Below are 24,513 nucleotides of genomic sequence, written 5' to 3'. Positions count from 1 at the left end.
TTCGAGTGCGCCTGCCATATCGGGATCATGGCACGATGCTTGCTTTTGTCAAAATACGAAGCATGCTTCGTAATGTCAAAATGCGAAGCATGCTTCGTAATTCGAGGGGACGAAGCCGTCGCCCTCGCAAGAAGAGGAGAGCGCCATGTCCGTCACTGCCAGCTTCGACCTTCTGCTGCGAGGCGGTCGCGTGATCTGTCCGGCCTCCGGCGTCGATGGCATCAAGGATGTCGCGATCCGCAACGGCAAGATTGCCGCGGTCGCGTCCGACATTCTGCCGACCAGCGCCAGGGAGGTCGTCGACGTCGGCGGCAAGCTGGTGCTGCCCGGGCTGATCGATACTCACGCCCATGTCTATCAATATGTCTCCGGCCGCTTCGGCATGAATCCCGACATGGTCGGCGTGCAGTCGGGTGTGACGACGCTGGTCGATCAGGGCGGTCCGTCCTGCATGACGCTGCCGGGCTTCCGCCACTTCATCGCGGAGCCCGCCGCCTCGCGCGTCTACGCGTTCCTGTCCGCCTATCTCGTCGGCGGGCTCGAGGGCCATTTCTATCCGCAGCTCTACAGCCCCGACGGCGTCGACGTCGACGCGACCGTCAAGGCGGCGACGGCCAATCTCGACATCGTGCGCGGCATCAAGGCTCACGCCGAGATCGGCGGCTTCGCGCGCTGGGGCATCCGCGTCATCGAGATGGCGGCGGAGATCGGCAAGCGCGCCGATCTGCCGGTCTACGTGCATTTCGGCCAGCTCTGGGGCCTGCCCGAGAGCGGCGCCAACGGCGAGGATGCCGACACGATCCTCACGCGCGTGATCCCGCTTTTGCGCGAGGGCGACATTCTCGCCCATCCCTTCACGCGCCATCCCGGCGGTTTCGTCAATCGCGAGGGCGAGGTGCATCCGGTGATCCAGGCAGCGCTCGATCGCGGCCTCAAGGTCGACGTCGGTCACGGCAGCCATTTCTCCTACCGGCTCGCAAAGAAGGCGATCGCGGCCGGCATCGTTCCGACCACGCTCGGCGCCGACATTCACGGCTACAACACCCATGTGCCCGCGCCGGCCGGGACACCCGACCAGCATGAGGACGAGGAGAATCATCCGTTCGCAGGCCAGGCCAAGTTCAGCCTGGTCCAGGCGATGAGCTCGATGATGGCACTCGGTCTGACGCTGGAGCAAGTGGTGCCGATGGTCACCTCCAATCCCGCCAGGATGCTCGGCCGCAGCGGGGAGATCGGTGCGCTCAAGGTCGGCATGGATGCCGATGTCTCCGTGCTCTCGGAGCAGAACGGCCGCTTCGTCCTCACGGACAATGAGAAGAACGAGGTGATCGCCGAGCGTCTGCTGCAGCCGGCCTTCTGCCTGCGCGCCGGCACGCGCTTCGAGGCGGTGGCGCCGATCCTGCCGCAAGCCGTCGCGGCATAGGGCCGGGCGTTGAAGGAGAACGCGGGCGTGCGCAACGAGCGGGAATTTCCGCACGGAAAGTCGGGGCAGGGCGTCGGCGCACGTCTGCCGCGCAAGGAGGACGATCGCCTGATGCGCGGCCGCGGCCAGTATGTCGGCGACGTCAGGCTCGCCGGCCTTCAGGACGTCGCCTTCGTGCGCAGCCCGCTGGCGCATGCACGCATCCGCGGCATTCATGTGCCCGAACGCCATCGCGGCAGCGTGTTCACGGCGGCCGATCTCGAAGGCATCAAGCCGATCCGCGCGGTATCGGGACTGCCGGGCTTCAAGATCTCGGAGCAGCCGGTACTCGCCACCGGCAAGGTGCGCCAGGTCGGCGAGCTCGTTGCGATGTGCCTTGCGCCGACGCGGGCCGAAGCGGAGGACATCGCGGCGTCTGTGACATTGGATCTCGAAGAGCTGCCCGCGGTCTACGACATGCTCAAAGCGCGCGAGCCCGGCTCCGCGCTGGTGCACGAGCATTGGGGCGACAACGTCTTTCTGGAAACCAACTACGAGGTCGATATCTCCGCCGCCCTCGACGCCCCGATCAAGTTGACGCGCGAGATCTCGACGGCGCGGCAATGCATGTCGCCGCTCGAAGGCCGCGGCGTGGTCGCGACGTTCGATCGGAGGCTCGACCAGCTCACGCTGCATTCCGCGGCGCAGATGCCGCACATCACGCGCAGCGGCCTTGCCGAATGCCTCGGCATGGAGGAGGGCCAGATCCGCGTTATCTCGCCCGACGTCGGTGGTGGTTTCGGTCACAAGGGGATTTTGCTGCCCGAGGAGGTCTGCCTGTCCTGGCTGACGATGCGCTGCGGCCATCCGGTGCGCTGGATCGAGGATCGCCGTGAGCATCTGGTCGCCAGCTCCAATTGCCGCGAGCATCACTACAGGATCACTGTCTATGCCGACCGCGACGGCACGCTGCGCGGCATCGATTGCGAGGCGACCGTGGATTCCGGCGCCTACTCGTCCTATCCGTTCTCGGCCTGCTTGGAGGCCGCGCAGGTCGCGAGCATCCTGCCGGGTCCTTACAAGATGCCGGCCTATCGCTGCCGCACCTTCTCGGTCGCCACCAACAAATGTCCGATCCTGCCCTATCGCGGCGTGGCGCGCACCGGCGTCTGCTTCGCACTGGAATTGATGCTCGATCTCGTGGCGGCGGAGGCAGGCCTCGAGCCTGGCGAGGTCCGGCTGCGCAATCTGGTGCGCCCCGAGCAGATGCCGTTCGACAACATCACCAGGAAGCATTTCGACAGCGGCGACTATCCGGAGGCGATGCGCCGCGCGCTCGTCGCCATCGACATCGACGCTATCCGCGCCAAGCAAAAGCAGGGCGAGGCCGACGGCCGCCGTCTCGGCGTCGGCGTCTCCATCTATTGCGAACAGGCCGCGCACGGCACGTCAGTCTATTCCGGCTGGGGCATCCCAATGGTGCCGGGCCATGAGCAGGCCTCGGCCCGGCTGACGCCCGACGGCGGCCTCGAACTGCGCGTCGGCGTGCATTCGCACGGGCAGGGAATGGAGACCACGCTCGCGCAGGTCGCGCATGAGATTCTGGGCATCGATGTCGCGAAGATCCGCATCATCCTCGGCGACACCGCGATGACGCCCTATTCGACCGGCACCTGGGGTTCGCGCTCGATGGTGATGGCGGGTGGTGCGGTCGCGACCGCCTGCCGCGAGCTCGGCGAACGCGCCCGGCGCATCGGCGCCAAACTGTTGCAGCACGAGGCGGCTTCCGTGGTGTTGCAGAACGGCGAGGTCCGCGGCGTCAACGGCAGCGTCACTTTGAAGGCAATCGCCCACACCTGGTACCGCCGTCCGCAGGATCTGCCGGCCGACGTCGATCCCGGCGGGCTCGAGGTGACGCAAGGCTACAAGCCGGTGCGCGACAGCGGCACCTTCAGCTACGCCGCGCATGCGGCTTTGGTCGCGGTCGACCCTGACATCGGCGAGGTCGAGATCCTCGACTATGTGATCGTCGAGGACGGCGGCGTGCTGGTCAATCCGCTCGTGGTCGACGGCCAGATCTACGGCGGCCTCGCGCAGGGCATCGGCACCGCGCTCTACGAGGAAATGCCGTTCGACGCTTCCGGCCAGCCGCTGGCGACGACGCTTGCCGACTATCTGCTGCCCGGGCCGACCGAGGTTCCCGCCGCGCGCCTCGACCACATGGAGACGCCGTCGCCTTACACGCAGTTCGGCGTCAAGGGCATCGGCGAGGGCGGGGCGATCGCGCCGCCGGCCGCGATCGCCAACGCGGTCAACGACGCGCTGCGCCCGCTCGGCGTCGAGCTGATGCAGTCGCCGATCACGCCGCACCGCGTCGTCGCGGCCGTGCTGGCTGCGCGTCGAGCCGAACGGAGCGCCGCATGAAGCCCGCGCCCTTCGCCTATGAACGCCCGCGCGATCTCACCGCCGCCCTGTCGATGCTGGCCGCAAGCAATGGATCGGCCAAAATCATCGCCGGCGGACAGTCGCTCGGCCCCATGCTCAATCTGCGGCTGGTTCAGCCGGAGCTGATCGTGGATATTTCCGGCCTGGCCGAGCTCAAGCGCGCCGAGATTTCCGGCGGTGAGCTCGTGCTCGGGGCCCTGGTCACCCACGCCGATATCGAAGACGGGCGCGCGGCCGACGTGACCCGCGGGGCCATGCGCGGCGTCGCCGCCAACATCGCCTATCGCGCCGTGCGCAACCGCGGCACGATCGGCGGTTCGCTCAGCCATGCCGATCCCGCCGCGGATTGGATTTCGGCGCTCGCCGCTTTGGGCGCACGGGTGACGCTGCGCAGCCTTGCCGGCACGCGCACGATGCCCGTCGAGACGTTCGTGGTAGGTGCGCTGGAATCCGCGCTGCACACGGGCGAGATCGTCGAGGCGGTCCATGTGCCGGCGCGATCGGCCTCGGCGCATTGGGGCTATGCCAAGAGCTGCCGCAAGACCGGCGAGTTCGCCCATGCCATCGGCGCGGTCCTGATCGATCCCGCCGCGGCTTCGGCGCGCATCGTGATCGGCGCGATCGACACGACCCCCATTGTCATCACCGACGCCGCCGAGCTGTTCGGCGGTCGCATTACAGCCGACTACAAGCAGCGTTTCGATCTCCGCGTGGCCGACGCCCTTCTGTCCCGGGCGGGCATTGACGATGCCGCGCAACGCCATATCCATGTCAGCGTGCTGAGGCGCGCCGTCCAGGTGGCGGCGGCATGAGCACGATCACGCTTCAGGTCAATCGCCGCGCTGTGGAGCTGTCGGCCGAGCCGCGCACCAGCCTTGCCGATTTCGTTCGCGACAAGCTCGACCTGACCGGCACCCATCTCGGCTGCGAGCACGGCGTCTGCGGCGCCTGCACCGTGCTGCTCGACGGCGTGCCGGCGCGCTCCTGCATCACCTATGCGGCGGCCTGCGAGGGCGCCGACGTCACCACGATCGAGGGTCTCGACGAGGACGAGGTCACGACCGAGCTGCGCGCCGCCTTCACCCGCGAGCATGCGCTGCAATGCGGCTATTGCACGCCGGGGATGCTGGTCTCCGCCCGCGACCTCGTGCTGCGTCTGCCCGATGCCGACGAGCGGCGCATTCGCGTCGGTCTCAGCGGCAATCTCTGCCGCTGCACCGGCTATGTCGGCATCGTGCGCGCGGTGCAGTCCGTGATCGAGGCGAGGCGCGCGCGCAATGTCGCGCCGCTGGCCGACGGCGGCAGGACCATCCTCGGTCCGGCCGGCTCGGGGCGAGCTGAATCCGGCCGATACGACCCGCAGCCCGCGCACACGGTGGCGGCTCCGGCGTCCGAGAGCGTCGCGCGCGGCACCATTCCCGATTTCACCCCGGCGACCGTTCTCGACCAGCGCTTCACGCTGCCGCACGCGCCGGCGAAGGTGTTCGCGATGTTCGACGATATCGCGGGCATTGCCGCCTGCCTTCCCGGCGTGTCGCTGACAGCGTCGCCGAGGCCGGAGCGCGTGGAAGGATCGATCCGCGTGAAGCTCGGGCCGATCGCAGCAAGCTTCGAGGGTGCTGCGCGCGTCGCGCGCGATCCCGCGACGCTCTCCGGGTGCATCGTCGGCATCGGCACCGACCAGCGCAGCCATTCGGCGACGCAAGGCGAGATCCGTTATCGCCTGCTGCCGCTCGAAGGCGGTGCGGCGACCGCGGTCGAGCTGTCGATCGGCTACACGCTCACGGGAATGCTGGCCCAAATCGGCCGTCCCGGCCTGGTGCGCGATCTCGCCAAACGCCTGGTCGCGGACTTCGCCGCCAATCTCGATCGCCACATGTCCGGCGTGCCGTCAGGGCCGGGGACGCCGGCGGAGCTGAGCTTCTGGTCGATTGCGTCGGACGTTTTGCGCGCACGGATCGCCCGCATCTTTGGCCGCCGGAGCGAGGCGGGGTGACGGTGTGCTCGCACACCGGGAGTGACGAAGCCTGGACTGACTTAAGACATCAACAGCGTTGGATTTGGAGAGACAACATGACACGAGCACTCGGATTGGTTCGGACAATCGCGCTGGCGACGACCTTGATCGGCGGCACGGCCGGGGCGCAGACCATCAAGATCGGCGTCAACGAGCCGCTCACCGGCGCGTTCGCGGCGTCAGGCACTTACGTCGTCAACGGCGCCAAGATCGCCGCCGACGAGATCAACGCCAAGGGGGGCATCCTCGGCAAGAAGATCGAGCTGGTGATCGAAGACAACAAGAGCAACCCGACCGAAGCTGCTGCCGTCGCCGAGAAGCTGATCACCAGCGACAAGGTGCCGGTGCTGATGGGCGCCTGGGGCTCGAGCCTGACGCTCGCGGTGATGCCGAAGCTGATGGAATACGAGACCCCGATGGTGGTCGAGACCTCGTCCTCGGGCAAGATCACGACGACGGGCAATCCCTTCATCTTCCGCATCTCGCCGCCCTCGGCGGTCGAGGCCGCGGCGTTCAAGGGAATCGTCGACAAGCTCGCGCTGAAGAAGGTCGATTTCCTCGTCATCAACAACGACTGGGGCCGCGGCACCGCCGAGGATTTCAGCAAGATGATGAAGGAGAAGGGCATCAGCATCGGCTTGGTCGAGACCATGGACCAGGGCGCGCAGGACATGAGCGCGCAGCTCTCCAAGATCAAGAGCTCGGATTCCGAGACGGTCATCGTCACGACCGCGGTCGACCAACTCACCCTGATCTTCAAGCAGGCCGCGGCGCTGGGCCTGAAGAAGCGGATCATCACCACCGGCGGCTCGCAGAATCCGGACCAGATCATCGCCCAGGCGGGAGCCGCCGCCAACGGCACCATGCATCTGACGACCTTCCTGCCCTGGTTCCCGGACAAGACGCCGAATCCGGAAGCGACCAACTACTTCATCACGGAATGGAAGAAGCGCGGCTTCGACTTCGCAGGCTGCACCGAAAGCTTCCGCGGCTATGACGGCATCCGCACCGCCGCGGCCGCGATTGAGAAGGCCGGCAAGGTCGAGCCTGCCGCGATCAAGGCCGCGCTCTGGCAGATCAACATCAAGGGCCTCAACGGCGACATCGTGTTCCGCAAGTCCGGCCCCGAGGGCAAGGAGAGCGGGCAGAGCCAGCCGAACGTCTATCTCATCGAGATCAACGACGGCAAGGTCGGGATGAAGACGCTCTAGAGCATGATGAAGCTAGGTCCGATTGCGAGCCGTGATGCAGGTGCGCTCCCTCTCCCGCTTGCGGGAGAGGGTTGGGGAGAGGGTGTCTCCGCGGTGGGAGTCCCCAAGAGGATAGAACCCTCACCCGGCGCTCCGCGCCGACCTCTCCCGCAAGCGGGAGAGGTGAGCAAGCCGCCGCGGTCATCGATCCAACCTAAAGCCGTTCCGCTTTAGCATCCTAAATCCCGGGCGAGGGCGGCACGTTGCGGCCCTTGCCGGCATCCGCAACATCCAGGACCAGTCTTGAGCGAATTCTTCCAGCATCTGATCAACATGCTCGTGCTCGGCGGCACCTATGCGCTGCTGGGCATCGGGCTCACCCTGATCTTCGGCATCATGAACGTGGTCAACTTCACGCATGGCGTGCTCTACACGTTCGGGGCCTACATCATGTTCATCGTGGTGCAGCAGCTCGGGCTGAATTTCTTTCTCGCGCTGCCGGTGGCCGTGCTGGCCGGATGGCTGCTCGGGGCGGCCATCGAGCTGACATTGCTGCGGCCGCTGCGCGGCTCCGACATCGACACCACCATGCTGGTGATGATCGGCGCCTGGATCGCGATGCAGTCGGGCACGCTGTGGATCTGGGGCGGGGTCGCCAAATCAGTGACGACGCCGTTTCCCGAGGCGCCGCTGGTGCTCGGACCGGTGTCGGTGTCCTGGCTCCGCCTGTTCGTGCTCGCCGCCGCGGCGCTTCTGATCCTGGTGACGTATCTCTTAATCAACAAGACCAGCCTGGGCCGCGCCATGCGGGCGACGTTCCAGGACCACGACACGGCCTCGCTGATGGGCGTCAATGTCGACATGATCTACACCTCGACCTTCGCGATCGGCTCCAGCCTGGCGGCCGCCGCGGGCGCGCTGCTCGGGCCGGTCTACGTGATCTTCCCGCAAATGGGCGATCTTGCCGCCGTCAAGGCGTTCGCCATCGTCATCCTCGGCGGTCTCGGCAACATCACGGGCGCCGTGATCGGCGGCTTCATTCTGGCGCTAGCCGAAGAGCTGGGCGCCGGCTACGTCTCGTCGGGCTACCGCGATGCCATGGGCTTCCTCATCATCATCGCTGTGCTGATCTTCCGGCCGACCGGCCTGTTCGCGCGCGCGGAGCGCGTCGGATGAAGGCAATCATCACCATTCTTGCCGTCGCAGCGCTTGCCTCGGTCCCGCTCTGGCTGCGCGACCCCTATCTCCTGAATGCCCTGATCACGACCGGGATATTCGTCATCGGCGCAATGAGCCTCAATCTGCTGCTCGGATTCACCGGCCAGCTCAGCCTCGGTCACATCGCCTTCTTCGGCATCGGCGCCTATGTCAGCGCGCTGACGTCACTCGGTTTCGACGTCGGCCTGCCCGGAGACGTGCGCCTCGTCCACGCGCCCTGGCCGCCGATCGCGGGCTTCGTGCTGGCAATCATCGTTGCCGGATTGTGCGGCTATTTCGTCGGGCTGCTCTCGTTCCGCGTCCGCGGCGCCTATTTCGTCATCGTGACGATCTCCTTTGCCGAGGTGGTCCGGCTGGTCGCGCTGAACTGGGTCGAGCTGACACAGGGCCCGCTGGCGTTGACCAACATCCCCTCCATCGCGTTGCCCTTGCCGGGCGTCGGCGAATTGACGCTGCGCACCAAGCTGCAGAACTACTATCTCGTGCTGGTCGTCGCGCTCATCGCCTATCTCCTGATCGCGCGGCTCGTTCATTCCCATTTCGGCCGCTCCATGCGTGGCCTGATGGAGAACGAGACGCTGGCTGTCTCCGTCGGCATCGACGTGACCAGGACCTTGACGATCGCAGCCGTGATCTCGGCTGCGATCGCAGGCGCAGCCGGCAGCCTCTATGCGCACTACATCCGGATCATCGATCCCGAAGTGTTCGCCTTCATCAACACCGTCACCATGGTGATCATGGTCATCACCGGCGGCAAAGGCTCGCTGGCCGGGCCCGTCGTCGGCGGGCTCATCTTCGGGCTGCTGCCGGTCGCGCTCCGTCCGGTGATGGCGCCGGAAGCGCAGTGGATCGCCTATGGTGGCGTGCTGATCGCCATCCTGTTCGTGCTGCCGCGTGGCATCGTGCCGTCGCTCGCGCAGCGATTTAGGCGGCGACGGACCGGGCGTACGGCGCCGTCGCCCGTCGCTCTGGCCGAGACCGCTGCCAAGGAGCCGGCGTGATGACGGCGCGCAGCATTGCCATGACGATCGATCAGGTGGCGGTCCGCTTTGGCGGCCTGGTCGCGATCTCCGACATGAGTTTTACGGTCGGGGAGGGCGAGATCGTCAGCCTCATTGGGCCGAACGGCGCCGGTAAGACCACTGCCTTCAACGTTATGACCGGCTTCCTGACGCCGAGCGCCGGCCGCGTGACCTATCGCAACACGGCGCTCGCCGGTTTGAAGCCGCACCAGATCGCCGATCTCGGCCTGATCCGCACCTTTCAGCGCACCAGCGTATTCCCCAACGACACCGTCCACGACAATCTCCTGATCGGCCTGCATCGACAGGGCCGCGTCCGGCTGATCGACGCCATTCTCGGCCTGCCCGGCGCGCGCGCCTCGGAGCGCCGACTGCGGCAGCGGGCGGGTGAGCTGCTGGAATGGGTTGGGCTCGAACGCCGCGCGCACGATGCAGCGGGCTCACTTTCCTACGGCGAGCAGCGTCTCGTCGGTGTCGCGCTGGCGCTCGCGGCAGAACCATCGATGCTGCTGCTCGACGAGCCGGTGTCCGGCATGAATGCCTCGGAAACCCACCGCTTCGTCGAGCTGATCCGCAGCATTCGCGACCGCGGCATCACGATCCTCCTGGTCGAGCACGACATGCCGATGGTGATGACGGTCTCCGACCGCATCGTCGTGCTCAACTATGGCCGCATCATCGCGGAAGGGACGCCCGACGTCATCCGCAACGACCCTGCGGTCATCGAAGCCTATCTCGGACATGGAGCGGGACATGCTTGAGATCCGCGAGATGGTTTGTGGCTATGGCGGCGTCACCGCGCTGCGCGGCATCTCGCTGGAGGTGAAAGCCGGCCAGCTGGTCGCGCTGATCGGTGCCAACGGCGCCGGCAAGAGCACGACGCTGCGCGCGATCTCCGGCCTCGTGCCGCCACGCTCGGGCCAGATGCGGTTCGAGGGCATCGACATCACCGGGGCGAGGCCCCCGCGCGTGCTGGCGAGCGGAATCGCGCATTGTCCGGAAGGGCGGCGCGTGTTTCCGCACATGAGCGTCGAGGAGAATCTCGACATGGGGGCTTACCTCCGTCGTGGTTCGGGCGAGATTGCGGCCGACCGCGACCGCATCTACGCGGAATTCCCGCGGCTCGCCGAGCGGCGACGGCAGGCAGCTGGCACGCTGTCGGGCGGCGAGCAGCAGATGCTCGCGATCGGCCGCGCGCTGATGTCGCGACCGCGGCTGATCATGTTCGACGAACCATCGCTCGGGCTTGCGCCCAACATCGTCGAGCGCACCTTTGCCATCATCCGCGGCATCCGCGATGCCGGCACCACGGTGCTGCTGGTCGAGCAGAATGCCTTCGCCGCGCTCGAGATGTGCGACCACGCCTATCTGCTCGAGAACGGCCGTATCGTGCTGTCCGGAGCCGGCTCCGAGCTGATCGCGAACGAGCATGTGCGCAAGGCCTATCTCGGTGGGTGATGGGGCCGGGTGGATTGCCGTCTGCGATCTCGACCGGCTGAAGGCGGAGACGATCGTCCGCGTCCCCGGGCGCGACCTGCTCGTGATCTGGAACGAGGGCAACGTCGTCGCCTGCGAACGTGCGTGCCCGCACGAACAGGCGGATCTGGCCTTGGGGCAGGTGACGGCCGGGCGCCTCAAGTGTCCCCGCCATGCCGCTTCATTCGATTTGCGCGATGGCGCGATCAGTGCGGGATGGCCGAGCCCGCCGCTGCGGCTTTATCCGGCGCGGATCATGGGCGAGAAAATTTGGATTGAGCTGCAGGGGCGGCAGCCTGCGCGATGATGCCATCATGCCCCTGTTTTGCCCGACGAGTCAAAGCGGCAATGGCGGTGTCGATCGACCCTCAAACAATTCGCCTTTGCAAACAACGACATCGCTACTGTGCATGGGGTTGTTTTTCGCACTTTTAGTCCAGCAGCCGCCGCGCGGCCTCCACCAGCACTCCGTCCGGCCGGCGCAAAGCCTCGAGAATGGTGAAATGGTCAGCGCCTTCGACCGGAATGAGCTTGCCCGGCGCTCCCGCCGCCACGCGCTTGTCGTGGAGACTGATGGAATCGCAGACCAGCGCCGGCAGCTCGTTGCTGCCATAGGCTATGTCGAGCCGCTTCTGGATGACGGGCAGGCGCAGCGGCGATAGCGTGGCGATCTCCGCATCCGTCAGCTTCAGTGCGTCGTTGAGGCCGGTATCGCGGATCGGCGCGAGCTCGTACACGCCCGAGAGCGCGAGCCCCGCATGGACACGCGGATGATCCAGCGCCATCGCGACGAGATGGGCTCCGGCGGACCAGCCCGACAAGACGACCGGTCCGGCAGCGCCATAGGATGCGCCATGCGCCGCGAGCCAGTCGAGCGCGCGCGGGATCTCGGCGACGATGTCACTGAGGGATACCTCGGGCGCCAGCGAATAGCCGGGGATGGCAACCGACCAGCCATGGGCGGCGACGCCTTCGACCAGCATGGCGAATAGCTCGCGCGAATTGCGCTGCCAATAGCCGCCGTGCAGGAACACCAGGCAGGGCGCATCCGGCTTGGCGGCGGGGTAGAGGTCGATCTTGTTGTTGGCCCGCTCGCCATAGGGCAGGTCGAGGTGGGACTTCAGCGTGCCCCGCAGCCGGCTGGAGGCTTCGTTGCGCTCGGCGATCAGGGCCGCGCTGTTCTTGACCGCCCCGTTGTTGTCATAGGCGGCATTGCGTTCTGCCTGCGACAGCTCGGACCATTTGCCACGGGGGTCAAGCGACCGAATTGTCGAACGCGCGTTCTCAGCCATGAAACTCTCCGTTGCGGCCCTGGATGACACTCTTGTCGATTTGGACCGGCCAGTCACCTTCTATTGAACTGTTGGATCAAAAGACTGCTCGTCCTGTGGACTGCGTCCGAAGCGCCCAGGCGTAGTATGTGAGCATGAGGATTAAGCTGAGCGTCACGAGGTTGGGCGAAGGCGCTGGCCGGCCACGGCGCCGTGCCTCGTCCCGCCGCGTCGCGGGGCAGGTCGGGCGCGCAACGCCCGGGAACATTTGGTCATGGGGGGTACCCCGTGCTTTTACATTTTGCCGTACCTGCGACCGCAGCTATGTCGGAGCGAGCTTGTCAGCTCGAGTTTATTCTGCTCAGTGTCCGTCCAAACCGTGCATGCGATCCACGCATGCATGCATCGACTAAAGTCGACAATCAGTGAGGAAACATTATGCGTAGACTGATTTTGGCCGCCGCCGTGATCGCCCCGATGCTCGGCCATGCGGCACGGGCGGAGGATACCGTCAAGATCGGCTACATCGATCCACTCTCCGGTGGCGGCGCCAGCGTGGGTGAGGGGGGTCTGAAGACATTCCAGTACCTGGCCGACGAGCTCAACGCCAAGGGCGGCATCCTGGGCCGTAAGGTCGAGATCGTGCCCTTCGACAACAAGACCAATCCGCAGGAGGCCCTGGTGCAGGCCCAGAAGGCGATCGACGCCGGGGTTCGCTACATCACACAGGGCAATGGCTCGTCCGTCGGTCTGGCGCTCGAGGATTTCGTCACGAAGTACAACACGCGCAATCCCGGCAAGGAAGTGCTCTACTTCAACTATGCGGCCGTCGATCCGGCCATGACCAACGAGAAGTGCAGCTACTGGCATTTCCGCTGGGATGCCAGCTCCGACATCAAGATGGAGGCGCTGACGAACTACATCAAGGACGTCGCTTCGATCAAGAAGGTGTACCTGATCAACCAGGACTATTCGTTTGGTCAGTCGGTGCGCAGCGATGCGCGCAAGATGTTGACCGCGAAGCGGCCTGATGTCCAGATTGTCGGCGACGAACTGCATCCGCTGCTGAAGGTCACGGATTTCTCGCCCTACATCGCCAAGATCAAGGCTTCCGGTGCCGACAGCGTCATTACCGGCAACTGGGGGCAGGACATCGCGCTGCTGCTCAAGGCCGCCGCCGATGCCGGTCTGAAGGTCAATTGGTACACTTATTATGCCGGTGGCGCCGGTGGGCCGACCGCGATCAAGCAGACGGGTCTCGACCATCAGGTATTCCAGCTGACGGAAGGTTTTGCCAATTCGGGCCACCAGCCCGCGATGGATTACGAGAAGGCCTTCCGTGCCAAGGTCAACATGTCGCTTTGGTATCCGCGTGCGGTCAACGAGATGCGCATGTTCAAGGCCGCGGCCGAGAAGGCCAACTCGGTTGAACCCGTGAAGGTGGCGGCGGCGCTCGAGGACCTGAAGTTCGAGGTCCTGGATGGCGGTACCGGCTTCATGCGCAAGGACGACCATCAGTTCTTCCAGCCAATCTACATCTCCTCCTTCGGCAAGCTTGCCGCGAACGAGCCGTTCGACGAGGAGAACACCGGCTGGGGCTGGCACCTGGTCAGCAAGGTCGATACCCCGCAGGCCATGGTCACCACCACCTGCAAGATGACGCGACCGTAAGGGGCCATACACGCCGCCGGCCCGCGGCACTCTCGTCGCGGGCAGGTGGCGGCCGAAATGCTTCCTGGATGGAAACCGGGGCTCTGCCTCGGATAGTTCACGAGTACGCTGTGCTAGAACTCATTGTCATTTCGACCCTGAACGGTGTGCTGTTCGGCATGCTGCTGTTTCTGCTGTCGAGCGGGCTGACGGTCATCTTCAGCATGATGGGCGTGCTCAACTTCGCCCATGCCAGCTTCTACATGCTCGGCGCCTTCTTCGGCTTTCAATTGACGAAATGGATCGGGTTCTGGCCGGCTTTCGTGCTCGCCCCGCTCCTGGTCGGCGCGATCGGGATGGCGGTCGAGCGCTACGGACTGCGCAACACGCACAAGCATGGCCATGTCGCGGAATTGCTGCTGACCTTTGGCCTCGCATTCGCGATCGAAGAGATCGTCGCAATGATCTGGGGCAGGAGCCCGGTCGATTATCGCGTGCCGGCGCTGCTCGACTTCCCAGCCTTCACGATCTTCTCCACCAATTATCCCGCCTACAAGATCTTCATGCTCGCGGTATCGGTGGTCATCTTCGTCGCGCTCCTGCTGGTGCTGCGGCGTACCAGGGTCGGCCTGATCGTGCAGGCGGCGCTGACGCATCCTCACATGGTCGGACACCTCGGCCACAATGTGGGGCGCGTGTTTATGGTGGTGTTTGGTGTGGGCAGCGCGCTGGCAGGCCTTGCCGGTGTCATTGCTGGACCGGCGCTGGTGACGCAGTCCGACATGGCGGCCGCGCTCGGGCCGATCCTGTTCGTGGTCATCGTGTTCGGCGGCCTCGGCTCCTTGCCTGGCGCCTTCGTCGCCTCGCTCGTCATCGGCCTGGTGCAGACTTTTGCGGTGGCGTTGAATGGCTCGCTGGCCAGCGTCTTCGGTCCGCTCGATTCAGCGGGGGGACCTTCCGCTCTTTCCGACATCTGGAACGTCACAATCGCGCAGGTCGCGCCGATCATTCCTTATCTTCTGCTGGTCATCATCCTGATTGTTCGCCCCATGGGCCTGATGGGGACGCGCGAATCATGACTACGGCAACGACATCGGTATCGGGACCCGCAGCGAACGCGGCCGGCGAGAACCTGCGCTTCTACGGTGTTTGGCTGGCCGGCATGGTCGTCCTCATCGTGCTGCCGCTGGTGTTCTCGTCCGGCGGCTCCCTCACATCCTTCAGCCTAATCGGGATCGCGATCGTGTTCGCGCTCTCTTACAACATCCTGCTTGGACAGACCGGATTGTTGTCGTTCGGACATGCCGTGCACTACGGTCTCGGCGGCTTCACGGCCTGCCATGTGATGAACGCGATCGTCTCCCACGGCTGGCCGATCCCGCTTCCGTTCATCCCATTGTTCGGCGGCCTCGGTGGCCTCGGGTTCGCCATCCTCGTCGGCTGGCTCATGACCAAGCGTGCCGGCACCGTATTCGCCATGATCTCGCTGGGCATCGGCGAGCTGGTGGCGTCTTCGTCTCTGATCCTCCGGTCGGTCTTCGGCGGCGAAGCCGGCATCACGACGGACCGCACGGCGCTGCCGCGCATGTTCGGCTGGACCTTCGGGCCGCAGATCCAGGTTTATTATCTGATCGCGTTCTGGCTGGTGGTCTCGGCGATCGCGATGTACGCGCTGACCCGAACCCCGCTGGGGCGGATCAGCAATGCCGTCCGTGACAATCCGGAACGAGTCCAGTTCATCGGCTACGATCCTCACGTGGTTCGTTATCTCGCCTATTGCTTTGCAGGATTCTTCGCCGGTATCGCCGGGGGGCTTGCCGCGATCAGCTTCGAGATCGCGAATTCGGCCTATCTCGGCGCGATCCAGTCCGGCCTGGTGCTGTTCGCAACCTTCATCGGCGGTACCGCCTATTTCTTCGGACCGATTCTCGGCGCGATCCTGGTGACCTATCTGCAGCTTGGGCTGACCAGCGTCACCAGCGTCTGGCAGCTCTATTTCGGCATCATCTTCATCGGCATCGTGATGTTCTCGCCCGGCGGCATCGCCGGGCTCGTGATGATGCACCGGCCGCTCCTTCGCGCCGGAACGTTATGGACAGTGATACCGTCCTATCTCGTCGCGATAGTGCCGACCGTGGCGCTCGGTTGCGGCGTCATTCTGGTGATCGAGACGATCGCGCGTCATTCCGGCGGGGAGGCCAATGCGATCAACCTGTTCGGCATTGCCTTCAATCCCAAGTCTCCGGCCACCTGGATTGCCGCAGCGGTTCTCGTGGCCGGTGGCTCCGTCATCGCGCGATTGACGTGGCGGCGGGTTGGCGAAGCGTGGGATCGGGCGGCCACGGTCGCGCGTGATCGGGGGTATCTGGCATGACTGCAGCCATCGAAGTCCGCGCCGTCGAGAAGCGCTTCGGCAACGTTGGCATCATTCGCGACCTGAACCTCAGCATCGCGCAGGGCGAACGGCACGCCATCATCGGTCCGAACGGCGCGGGCAAGTCGACGACGTTCAATCTGATCAGTGGGCACATCAAGCCGACTTCGGGCGAGGTCCGGCTCAATGGCGACGTGATCTCCGGCCTGCAGCCGTTCGAGATCAACCGGCGGGGGCTGTCGCGATCGTTCCAGGTCACCAACGTGTTCGCCCGCATGACGGTCTGGGAAAACGTCCGCTGCGCCGTGCTGTGGGCCACCGGGCATCGCTACGCGTTCTGGAAGAACGTGGACAGCCTGCCTGAGGTGCGCGAACGGACGGCGCGGATCCTCGAGGACATTCACCTCACGCACCGCCGCGACGTCCCGGCCGGCCTGTTGACATATGCCGAGCAGCGCGAGCTGGAGATCGGCATCACGATCGCAGGGGGCGCTACCGTCGTCATGCTCGATGAGCCGACCGCTGGAATGAGCCACGCCGAGACGGAGCGCGCGGTGTCGTTGATCCGGCGCCTGACCGAAGGGCGAACGCTGGTCATCGTCGAGCACGACATGAGCGTCGTGTTCGGCCTTGCCGACCGCATCTCGGTGCTGGTTTACGGTCATATCATCGCCTCAGGCACTCCTGAGGAGATCCGGCGCGATCCGAAGGTCAGGGAAGCCTATCTTGGCGAGGAGGCACACTGATGCTCGAAGTCAGGAACCTCCACGCCTATTACGGCAAGAGCCATATTCTCCAGGGCGTTGACCTCGATGTCGCCGCCGGCGAAGTGGTGAGCCTGCTTGGTCGCAACGGTGTCGGGCGTTCGACCACGGTCAAGGCGATCATGGGCGAGGTCGTTCCGCAGGGCACGATCCGCTTCAAGGGCAAGGACATTGCGGGCCTGCCGAGCTACAAGATCGCACGTCTCGGCCTCGGCTACGTTCCCGAGCATCGCGACATCTTTCCGAGCTTGACGGTGCGACAAAATCTTCTGCTCGGCATCAAGGACACGCGACGGCCGGGCAAATGGCGGCTGCAGGACATGCTCGACATGTTTCCCAACCTCGCCGCGCGCGCCGACGCGCCTGCTGGGGTCCTCTCCGGCGGCGAGAAACAGATGTTGACGACGTGCCGCACGTTGATGGGCGATCCTGATCTCATCATGATCGACGAGCCGACGGAGGGTCTCGCGCCGCTGATCGTGCAACAGGTCGGAGATCTCATCGTCCGCATCGCGCAAGCCGGGGTCGCGATCCTGCTCGTCGAGCAGAAGCTATCGATCGCGATGCGCATCTCGAAGCGCGTCTACATCATGGGACACGGTCGCGTGGTTTTTGAAGGCACGCCAGACCAACTCAGGGCGAACGCGGCGGTTCGCCAGGAGTGGCTCGAGGTTTGAACTTTGTGAGACGGACCATTCAACGGGCGCCGCCGCGCGCACGTCCTCAGTTCGGTGCAGCTCTCGCAATCCATGAACCTTCGGAATTTGATGATGGCAGCTCCCTACGTTCCTCAAATGGCCCTGTATCGTCAATGGCTCGGGGATACGCGCGGCCTTGTCTTCTCGAGCTACGAAGAGATGCGGCAATGGTCGGTGCGCGATCTCGACGGGTTCTGGCGCAGCATTTGGGACTATTACGATCTGCAATCGCCGACGCCGTTTGCCGCCGTGATTGCCGAGCGCAAAATGCCGAATGCGGTGTGGTTTTCCGGCGCGCAGGTGAATTACGCCAGGCAGGTGTTCCGGCATGTCGCGGCAGCGGACGCAGCCGGGCTGCCCGCCATCGTCAGCGGCGGTGAGGACGGCAGTCTCACGGAGACGAGCTGGCCGGAGCTGCGGCGCAAGGCAGCGGCGCTCGCGCTCGATCTGAAGGACAAGGGCGTGCGCCCCGGCGACCGCGTCGCGGCCTATCTGCCGAACATCCCCGAGACCATCGTTGCGTTTCTGGCGACAGCCAGCATCGGTGCAATCTGGAGCGTCTGTGCGCCCGACATGGCGGCGCCTGCGGTGATCGACCGCTTCAAGCAGATCGGACCGAGGGTGCTGATCGCCTGCGACGCCGTCACTTATGCCGGACGGCGGCACGACCGTCGCGACGTTGTCGGCGAGCTCAGGCGGTCCCTGCCGACCGTCGAGCACGTCATCCTGCATGGCGAAGCCGGCGCAGCTGCGGCACCGGACGCGCTGCTCTCCGACATTCTCGCCAGAACGGGCGCGGCTATCGAGGCCTTCGAGCCGATCTGGCTGCCGTTCGATCATCCGCTCTGGATCGTTTATTCCAGCGGCACGACCGGCCTGCCGAAGCCGATCGTGCACGGCCATGGTGGCATCATCATCGTGGCACTCGCGCTTCTGGGGCTGCACAACGACATCGGCTGTTCCTATCACCAGAATTCCTTCGGCGAGCGTTATCACTGGTACAGCTCGACCGGCTGGATCATGTGGAACAGCCAAGTCGGCGGCCTGCTCAGCGGGACCACCTGCTGCATCTTCGACGGCAGCCCGGCCGGCGCGAAGGACAAGCCTGACTGGACCACGCTGTGGCGCTTCGTCGCGCAATCGAAGTCGACCTTCTTCGGGGCAGGCGCGGCGTTCTTCGCGAACTGCGCCAAGGCCGAGATCGACCTTGCTGCCGCCGGCGATCTTTCGCAGCTGCGTTGCCTCGGCTCGACCGGCTCGCCCCTCAGCGCCGACACGCAAGCCTGGTTCAACGCGCGCTTCGCTGCGTTGTCGAAGACGAACGGCAGCAAGGCGCAGGCCGACATCTGGTGGGCGAACATTTCCGGCGGGACCGATTTCGCCGGCGCCTTCATCGGCGGCAACCGCGAGCTGCCGCAGACGCCGGGCGCCATGCAGTGCCGGCTGCTGGGCGCGGCCGTGGAGGCTTTCAACGACCAGGGGCACGCCGTCATCGACGAGGTCGGCGAGCTCGTCTGTACTGAGCCGATGCCGTCGATGCCGCTCTATTTCTGGAACGACGAGGGTGGGGTGCGCTATCGCGCGAGCTATTTCGAGACCTATCCGGACGATTTCGACGGCAGAGGGCGCGGTCCGGCGTGGCGGCACGGCGATTGGCTCAAGGTCAATCCGGATGGCTCCTGTATCATCTATGGCCGCAGTGATGCCACCATCAACCGGCACGGCCTGCGCATGGGTACGAGCGAGCTTTATTCCGCAATCGAGTCGCTGCCCGAGGTGCTCGACTCCCTCGTCGTGGATCTCGAATATCTCGGCCGCGACAGTTACATGCCGCTGTTCGTCGTGTTGCGCGACGGCATTGCGCTCGATGCGGCGATGCAGGCGAGGATCAACAAGGCGATCGAGTCCGGCCTGTCACGACGCTTTCTACCGAACGAGATTTTCGCCGTCGCCGAGATTCCGCGGACGCTGTCCGGCAAGAAGCAGGAGCTGCCGATCAAGAAGCTGCTGCTCGGCCAGCCCGTGGAGAAGGTCATCAACAGGGAGGCGATGGCCAATCCCGGCTGTCTGGATTGGTATCTCGATTTCGCAGCGATGCATCTGAAGAAGGTCGCAGGAGCGGCTTGACCGCGATGGGCACGGCATCTGCCGTCCGACCACTGAGCAGGCACGCCGAGGAGTGGTTCCACCGTGGGCTGCGGTGTGGTGTTCGCGCGCACAGTTCGAGCGATCCGGGCCGCGAGCTTGCGTGGTCCGGACCGATCGGCGCGGAGCTAGCTGCAGCTCAGCGGCAAGGGTTGGCCCGGATGCAGCTCGTACCAGTCATAGCAATCCGGATAGCCGTAGAATCCATATCCGGACCGGAAGCGGTCAAAACGGTGAAACGCGTGCTGCCGGAGGCCGCGGGTCGCGACATGATCGCCGAAGCCGAGGTGCTCGCCGCCGAATCGGGCTCCGCCGCCGAATCCGCCGGCATGTCCCATGCCGCCGAAATGCGCGCCGCCACCGAAGCCCATGTGGCCGCCGCCAAAGCCCATATGTCCGCCTCCGAAGCCACCGCCGCCGTGGCCACCGCCACCGCCGCCATGTGCCTCGGCCGTTCCGACCGCCAGCGCTGAGGCAAGCGCCGCTGCCGCCATGATCATCAATGCTCGTTTCATGAGGGACTCCTTTCGTGTCCGGATGCCCGGCGGCCGATGCCGTTGCCTCAGCGTCGTGCCGCCAGCAAATCCCGTCTTGAAGGGAAGATAGGAAGGTCGTGCGGCAATCCCACTGAATTCGATTTCAGGAGCGGGGCGCTGCGCATCGGCGAGGTGATCCGCCGACGCGACTGCCGAGCGTGGACGGGGTCAACGTCAGGCTCGACCCCATCGCGAAAGGCGACGGCCGAGCGAGGCACCCGCCCGGCCGGCCGCGACGTCGTCGGGATCAGAAGCTGCCGGTGCCCGGCTCACAGGGGACGTTGTTGCCGGTCCACGGCGCCGTCGCAAACGCCCCGACACGCGGCGCTGGAACGCAGCCGCGGCCGACCTGATAGACCGACCCGTACGATGCAACCGGATCGGCTTGCATGGCGGATGGGCGGACGTCGGTATGGCGCTCCCGCGCCACGGCGGGTCCACCGAGCATGGCGACTGCGATCAGTCCGGTCGACAAGAGCTTGAGAGTGGTCATTTGGCTTCTCCTTTGATGAAAGCTGGCAGTCCAAGCCGGCCTGCGAAGGAGGTGCGGACGAACGCGCATCGACAAAACGCACGAATTGCTCACCCGTGTTCAATGGACCGTGATCCCGGCCTTGCCGGCAAGCACGATCGTGCAAACTCGCAACGCTTTCGATCCTGGCGCGTAACAGCAGCCTCGCTGAGGACATATCTGCTGGAACGTCCTGCTGCATGGAGATGAGAAATGATCGCTGCGACAGCACATTCGATCGCCTACGCGCCGACGATAGCAGTGGCCTTGTTCGCGGGCGCTCTGAAATGCAATTTAATGGTGCTTCATTCCACGCAGGATTACTTCTGTTGCGAGACAGCGTTGCGTCGCATGCCGGTCCTGCCTGGTGTGTTCGGCCCGGGCGGGCATTGAACATGTCGTCGCGGATCACCGAGCCCATGCTTCGCCGCCGGTCTCGAGGCCTCGCGGGACGTGGAACCAGCACAATGACGCGGATTCTCCTGATCGAGGATGATGCCGAGACCGCCGACGCGATCGTGGCCGAACTCACCGAGCGCGGGTTCGAGGTGCGATGGGCGCCCGACGGGATCGACGGTCTCGATCGGGCGCGCGAATCGTCTCCCGATGCCCTGATCGTGGATCGCATGCTGCCCGGAATGGACGGGCTGACCGTTATCGAGGCCTTGCGCAAGGACCAGGTCAGGACGCCCGTTTTGGTGCTGAGTGCGCTCGGCGCGGTCGACGACAGGGTGCGCGGGTTGCGCGTCGGCGGAGACGACTATCTCACCAAGCCGTTCGCGCTGATCGAGCTCGTCGCCCGCGTGGAGGCGTTGCTGCGGCGTCCGATCGACAGCCGCGAGACCACGTTGTGCGCCGGGCCGCTGGAGCTCGACCTGATCGAGCGGACCGCGCGGCGAGGCGAGCGCGAGATTGATCTGCTGCCGCGCGAATTCCGCCTGCTCGAATACATGATGCGCCGAAGCGATCAGCTGCTGACCCGCGCGATGCTGCTCGAGGAGGTCTGGAATTACAAATTCGTTCCGGCAACCACCAATCTCATCGACGTGCACATGGGCCGCCTTCGTCACAAGGTCGACGGCCCCGGCGAGACGCAGCTCATTCACAATGTTCGCGGCTCCGGCTTCGTGCTGCGCACTCGTTAACAGGTTCGGCGGATCGATGCGCCAGATTCAGTTCATTCGTTCGAACACGTTCCTGTGGGCCGCGGCGATAGCAGCCACGCTGGCGTTGTTCGTCGCCGCCCTGTTCGGCTTCATCTACTGGAAGATCGACGACTACCTGATCATGCGATCCGACCGTATGATTGCAACGCAGCTCAACTTCATGGCCGAATTGCCGCCCGGCCGTCTCATCGACGCGATCTCCGATCATCTCAAGCAGGATTCGCGCGGCGTGCAATATGCCGGCCTGTTCGATGCCGCAGGGACCCGGCTTGCCGGCAACATCGCGCGATTGCCATCAAAGCTCGATGTCGGCGGACCGGTCCGGAGCGTGCGGCTCGCACGGGACGGGCCGTCGACGGTTCACGATGCCGTCGTCAAGGCCGCGGGCAGGCGGCTCGGCGACGGCCATATCCTCGTGATCGGGCGGAATGTCGACGAGACGCGCGAGATATCCATCGTCGTCGGACAGGCGCTGCTGCTCGGCCTGCTGCCGGCATTCTGCCTCTGCCTGCTCGCCGGGGCGTGGCTGAGCATCCGTGCGCAGCGGCGCGTCGAGCAGGTGAACCGGCACGTTCAGCGCATCGTTGCCGGTGATCTCCACGAGCGGCTCCCACAGGCCGATGCGGACGATCCGTTCGCGCGGCTGGCCAGGATCGTCAACGGCATGCTCGATGAAATGGAGACCACGATCAACGCGCTGGCCGGTGTCGGCAACGATATCGCTCACGATCTCAGAACGCCGCTCACGCGAGCCCGCCTGGCGCTGGAGCGCGGGCGCACACACGCGGCCACGCTGGAGGACCTTCAGGACATCGTGGACAAGGCAATGGCCGGAATCGACCAATCGCTCGCAATCGTCACCGCGCTGCTGCGTCTCGCCGAAATCGAGAGCAGCAGCCGTACGGCCGGCTTCGGCGACGTCGCGCTCGACGAGATCCTGCGACAGGTGTGCGACGTGTACGAACCGATTGCCGAAGACAAGGATATCGACATCGACGTCGAGATCGACCGCAAAGTGCAGGTGCGGGGTGATCGGGACCTGCTGTTCGAGGCGGTTGCCAATCTCGTGGACAATGCCGTCAAGTTCACCCCCGCGGGCGGAAGAGTGACGCTCGAGCTGGTGTCGGACGACAGGGCCGTGCTCGTGCGCGTGAGCGATACTGGCCCCGGCATCGGTGAGTCGGAGCGCGAGGCGGTGCTGCGTCGGTTCTATCGCTCCGACAAGATGCGCAACACGCCGGGAGTGGGGCTGGGACTGAGCCTCGTCGCTGCGATTCTGAAGTTGCACGGCTTCTGCCTGACCATTTGCCCGGCACCCGGCGGACGGGTGGAGATCCTCGCCACGACGGGCGCGACGTCACACGAACCCGCGGCATCGGCGCCGGATCGTTCGCTTCACGCGAGCCTCGCGCCGACGTGACCGCCGATGCCACGTGCGATCCGTGCGAAGCGGAAAGAGCGGCGAGATATCTGAAAGCGAATTCAGGCTTGTTAAGTGCAGTTTACTGGCGCCGTCAGTCGGAGGCTTCTTACGTTCGACTTGCCGGTTCGAATGTGGGAGCAAAAGATGCCAATGCGACATGCGGGTTTGAGCAGGATCGATACGGCTGAGCCGGGCAGGCGTACGGCGGCTGCTGTGTTCAATGCGTATTCCACAGTCATCGGCCGGTACGACCTGCTCGAACGCGAGCAGGAGCAGCAGCTTGCGCGTCGCTGGCAGGAGAGGAGGGACGGCGACGCCGCGAATGCGCTCGTCACGAGCCACCTCAGGCTCGCCGCCAAGGTCGCGCGGAGCTACAGGGGATACGGCCTTCCGTTCGCAGATCTCATGGCCGAGGCCAATCTCGGGCTCGTGATTGCCGCGTCGCGGTTCGAGCCCGACCGAAACTCGCGATTTTCCACCTATGCGACGTGGTGGATCAAGGCCGCCATCCACGAATACATCCTGCGCTCCTGGTCGCTGGTCAAGATCGGAACAACGGCCGCGCAAAAGAAACTGTTCTTCCGGCTTCGCGGCGAGATGAGAAAGGCCGGCCAGGGCGGGATGGCGCGGCTTACCCCCGATGTCGCCGAGGCGATCGCCACCAGGCTCGAAGTTTCGGCGCGCGATGTGATGGAGATGGATTGCCGCCTGCACGGCGACCTATCGCTGAATGCGCGGGTTGGCGGCGACGAGCAAGGTACCGAGTGGGAGGCCTTGCTTGTGGACGAGGCGAGCGACGCCGAGACCGTCCTTGCCGATCAGGATCAGATGGAACATCGGACCGATGCCCTGCGCATTGCGCTGAATGGCCTCACGGGGCGCGAGCGGCGCGTGCTGGAGGCAAGGCGGCTGGCGGAGCATCCCCCGACGCTCGATCAGCTCGCCCGCGAGCTTTCGATCTCCAGCGAGCGCGTTCGGCAGATCGAGATTCGCGCCTTTGCAAAGGTCAGGCGTGCCGCCATCCGTGCCACCCTGGAGCCCGTGGTCACCGCCCGGGGGCAGGGGCGGTGCGCGGCGTCGTCTCTGTCGCCACCCACCTGTCCTGACACTATCTCGAGCGCGAGGCGTTCGCATCGACGTGAGCGGTCGAGAGGTCGCGATGCTGAACTCGATTTCATTTGAACGGTCAAGCATCGTCGCCATCT

The 24,513-nt window shown here is 65.1% G+C and carries 23 protein-coding genes; 20 read left to right on the top strand and 3 right to left on the bottom strand.

Going from position 1 to position 24,513, the window contains the following annotated elements:
- The first annotated feature begins 145 nt into the window (after positions 1-145).
- The 10 genes from XH96_RS25445 to XH96_RS25400 all read left to right on the top strand — a co-directional run bounded on the left by XH96_RS25445 (position 146) and on the right by XH96_RS25400 (position 11,077).
- On the top strand, positions 146-1,423 hold the full coding sequence (locus XH96_RS25445; protein ID WP_194388176.1) for an amidohydrolase/deacetylase family metallohydrolase: 1,278 nt from the start codon (positions 146-148) through the stop codon (positions 1,421-1,423).
- A 9-nt stretch (positions 1,424-1,432) separates the two neighbouring features.
- Positions 1,433-3,826 carry a xanthine dehydrogenase family protein molybdopterin-binding subunit gene (locus tag XH96_RS25440; RefSeq protein ID WP_194388175.1) on the top strand — a complete coding sequence of 798 codons (2,394 nt, stop codon included), beginning with the start codon at positions 1,433-1,435 and terminating at the stop codon, positions 3,824-3,826.
- Positions 3,823-4,659, top strand: a complete 837-nt coding sequence (locus XH96_RS25435; protein ID WP_194388174.1) for a xanthine dehydrogenase family protein subunit M — start codon at positions 3,823-3,825, stop codon at positions 4,657-4,659. Before XH96_RS25440 ends, XH96_RS25435 begins: the two co-directional genes overlap by 4 nt.
- Positions 4,656-5,843 (top strand): 2Fe-2S iron-sulfur cluster-binding protein, encoded by a 1,188-nt coding sequence (locus tag XH96_RS25430; protein WP_194388173.1) that lies wholly within the window; start codon positions 4,656-4,658, stop codon positions 5,841-5,843. Before XH96_RS25435 ends, XH96_RS25430 begins: the two co-directional genes overlap by 4 nt.
- A 77-nt stretch (positions 5,844-5,920) precedes the next feature.
- Positions 5,921-7,075, top strand: a complete 1,155-nt coding sequence (locus tag XH96_RS25425; protein WP_194388172.1) for an ABC transporter substrate-binding protein — start codon at positions 5,921-5,923, stop codon at positions 7,073-7,075.
- 282 nt (positions 7,076-7,357) lie between these two features.
- Positions 7,358-8,230, top strand: coding sequence for a branched-chain amino acid ABC transporter permease (locus XH96_RS25420; protein ID WP_194388171.1), 873 nt, complete (start codon positions 7,358-7,360; stop codon positions 8,228-8,230).
- Complete coding sequence (locus XH96_RS25415; protein ID WP_194388170.1) at positions 8,227-9,273, top strand: branched-chain amino acid ABC transporter permease; 1,047 nt, start codon at positions 8,227-8,229, stop codon at positions 9,271-9,273. Before XH96_RS25420 ends, XH96_RS25415 begins: the two co-directional genes overlap by 4 nt.
- On the top strand, positions 9,273-10,055 hold the full coding sequence (locus XH96_RS25410; RefSeq protein ID WP_194388169.1) for an ABC transporter ATP-binding protein: 783 nt from the start codon (positions 9,273-9,275) through the stop codon (positions 10,053-10,055). The genes XH96_RS25415 and XH96_RS25410 overlap by 1 nt, the downstream gene beginning before the upstream one ends.
- On the top strand, positions 10,048-10,752 hold the full coding sequence (locus XH96_RS25405) for an ABC transporter ATP-binding protein (protein ID WP_028176801.1): 705 nt from the start codon (positions 10,048-10,050) through the stop codon (positions 10,750-10,752). Before XH96_RS25410 ends, XH96_RS25405 begins: the two co-directional genes overlap by 8 nt.
- Positions 10,745-11,077: a Rieske (2Fe-2S) protein gene (locus XH96_RS25400; protein WP_371739880.1), complete on the top strand. Its 333-nt coding sequence runs from the start codon at positions 10,745-10,747 to the stop codon at positions 11,075-11,077. The genes XH96_RS25405 and XH96_RS25400 overlap by 8 nt, the downstream gene beginning before the upstream one ends.
- A 124-nt stretch (positions 11,078-11,201) precedes the next feature.
- Here XH96_RS25400 and XH96_RS25395 read toward each other — a convergent pair whose 3' ends face one another.
- Positions 11,202-12,062: an alpha/beta hydrolase gene (locus XH96_RS25395; RefSeq protein ID WP_194388167.1), complete on the bottom strand. Its 861-nt coding sequence runs from the start codon at positions 12,060-12,062 to the stop codon at positions 11,202-11,204.
- Between the two features lie 417 nt (positions 12,063-12,479).
- Here XH96_RS25395 and XH96_RS25390 point away from each other — a divergent pair, with 417 nt between their 5' ends.
- From XH96_RS25390 to XH96_RS25365, 6 genes are all read left to right on the top strand, one after another.
- The gene (locus XH96_RS25390; RefSeq protein WP_061882063.1) at positions 12,480-13,712 is read left to right on the top strand and encodes a branched-chain amino acid ABC transporter substrate-binding protein; all 1,233 of its coding nucleotides are present in this window, start codon (positions 12,480-12,482) and stop codon (positions 13,710-13,712) included.
- A gap of 110 nt (positions 13,713-13,822) precedes the next feature.
- Positions 13,823-14,770 carry a branched-chain amino acid ABC transporter permease gene (locus XH96_RS25385; protein WP_131869983.1) on the top strand — a complete coding sequence of 316 codons (948 nt, stop codon included), beginning with the start codon at positions 13,823-13,825 and terminating at the stop codon, positions 14,768-14,770.
- Positions 14,767-16,065 carry a branched-chain amino acid ABC transporter permease gene (locus XH96_RS25380; protein WP_194388166.1) on the top strand — a complete coding sequence of 433 codons (1,299 nt, stop codon included), beginning with the start codon at positions 14,767-14,769 and terminating at the stop codon, positions 16,063-16,065. The genes XH96_RS25385 and XH96_RS25380 overlap by 4 nt, the downstream gene beginning before the upstream one ends.
- Complete coding sequence (locus XH96_RS25375) at positions 16,062-16,811, top strand: ABC transporter ATP-binding protein (protein WP_028181856.1); 750 nt, start codon at positions 16,062-16,064, stop codon at positions 16,809-16,811. Before XH96_RS25380 ends, XH96_RS25375 begins: the two co-directional genes overlap by 4 nt.
- Positions 16,811-17,506, top strand: a complete 696-nt coding sequence (locus tag XH96_RS25370; RefSeq protein WP_061882067.1) for an ABC transporter ATP-binding protein — start codon at positions 16,811-16,813, stop codon at positions 17,504-17,506. Before XH96_RS25375 ends, XH96_RS25370 begins: the two co-directional genes overlap by 1 nt.
- 93 nt (positions 17,507-17,599) lie before the next feature.
- Positions 17,600-19,654, top strand: a complete 2,055-nt coding sequence (locus XH96_RS25365) for an acetoacetate--CoA ligase (RefSeq protein WP_194394254.1) — start codon at positions 17,600-17,602, stop codon at positions 19,652-19,654.
- Positions 19,655-19,800: 146 nt separating this feature from the next.
- Here XH96_RS25365 and XH96_RS25360 read toward each other — a convergent pair whose 3' ends face one another.
- Positions 19,801-20,187, bottom strand: a complete 387-nt coding sequence (locus tag XH96_RS25360) for a hypothetical protein (RefSeq protein WP_194388165.1) — start codon at positions 20,185-20,187, stop codon at positions 19,801-19,803.
- Positions 20,188-20,455: 268 nt separating this feature from the next.
- The gene (locus XH96_RS25355; RefSeq protein ID WP_194388164.1) at positions 20,456-20,701 is read right to left on the bottom strand and encodes a hypothetical protein; all 246 of its coding nucleotides are present in this window, start codon (positions 20,699-20,701) and stop codon (positions 20,456-20,458) included.
- Positions 20,702-20,932: 231 nt separating this feature from the next.
- Here XH96_RS25355 and XH96_RS25350 point away from each other — a divergent pair, with 231 nt between their 5' ends.
- The 4 genes from XH96_RS25350 (at position 20,933) to rpoH (ending at position 24,490) form a co-directional block, all read left to right on the top strand.
- Positions 20,933-21,112 carry a hypothetical protein gene (locus XH96_RS25350; RefSeq protein WP_194388163.1) on the top strand — a complete coding sequence of 60 codons (180 nt, stop codon included), beginning with the start codon at positions 20,933-20,935 and terminating at the stop codon, positions 21,110-21,112.
- A gap of 74 nt (positions 21,113-21,186) precedes the next feature.
- Positions 21,187-21,864: a response regulator transcription factor gene (locus tag XH96_RS25345; protein ID WP_194388162.1), complete on the top strand. Its 678-nt coding sequence runs from the start codon at positions 21,187-21,189 to the stop codon at positions 21,862-21,864.
- A 16-nt stretch (positions 21,865-21,880) separates the two neighbouring features.
- Positions 21,881-23,305 carry an ATP-binding protein gene (locus XH96_RS25340; protein ID WP_194388161.1) on the top strand — a complete coding sequence of 475 codons (1,425 nt, stop codon included), beginning with the start codon at positions 21,881-21,883 and terminating at the stop codon, positions 23,303-23,305.
- A gap of 168 nt (positions 23,306-23,473) precedes the next feature.
- Entirely contained in the window at positions 23,474-24,490 is a 1,017-nt protein-coding gene (gene rpoH / locus XH96_RS25335) for an RNA polymerase sigma factor RpoH (protein ID WP_246790183.1), read from the top strand.
- The last annotated feature ends 23 nt before the right edge of the window (positions 24,491-24,513 follow it).

This window comes from Bradyrhizobium sp. CCBAU 51765, from assembly GCF_015291725.1.
GTDB classification, from domain to species: domain Bacteria; phylum Pseudomonadota; class Alphaproteobacteria; order Rhizobiales; family Xanthobacteraceae; genus Bradyrhizobium; species Bradyrhizobium liaoningense.
The sequence above is the reverse complement of the archived record's forward strand: the minus strand, read 5'-3'. Positions and strand labels throughout refer to the sequence as shown.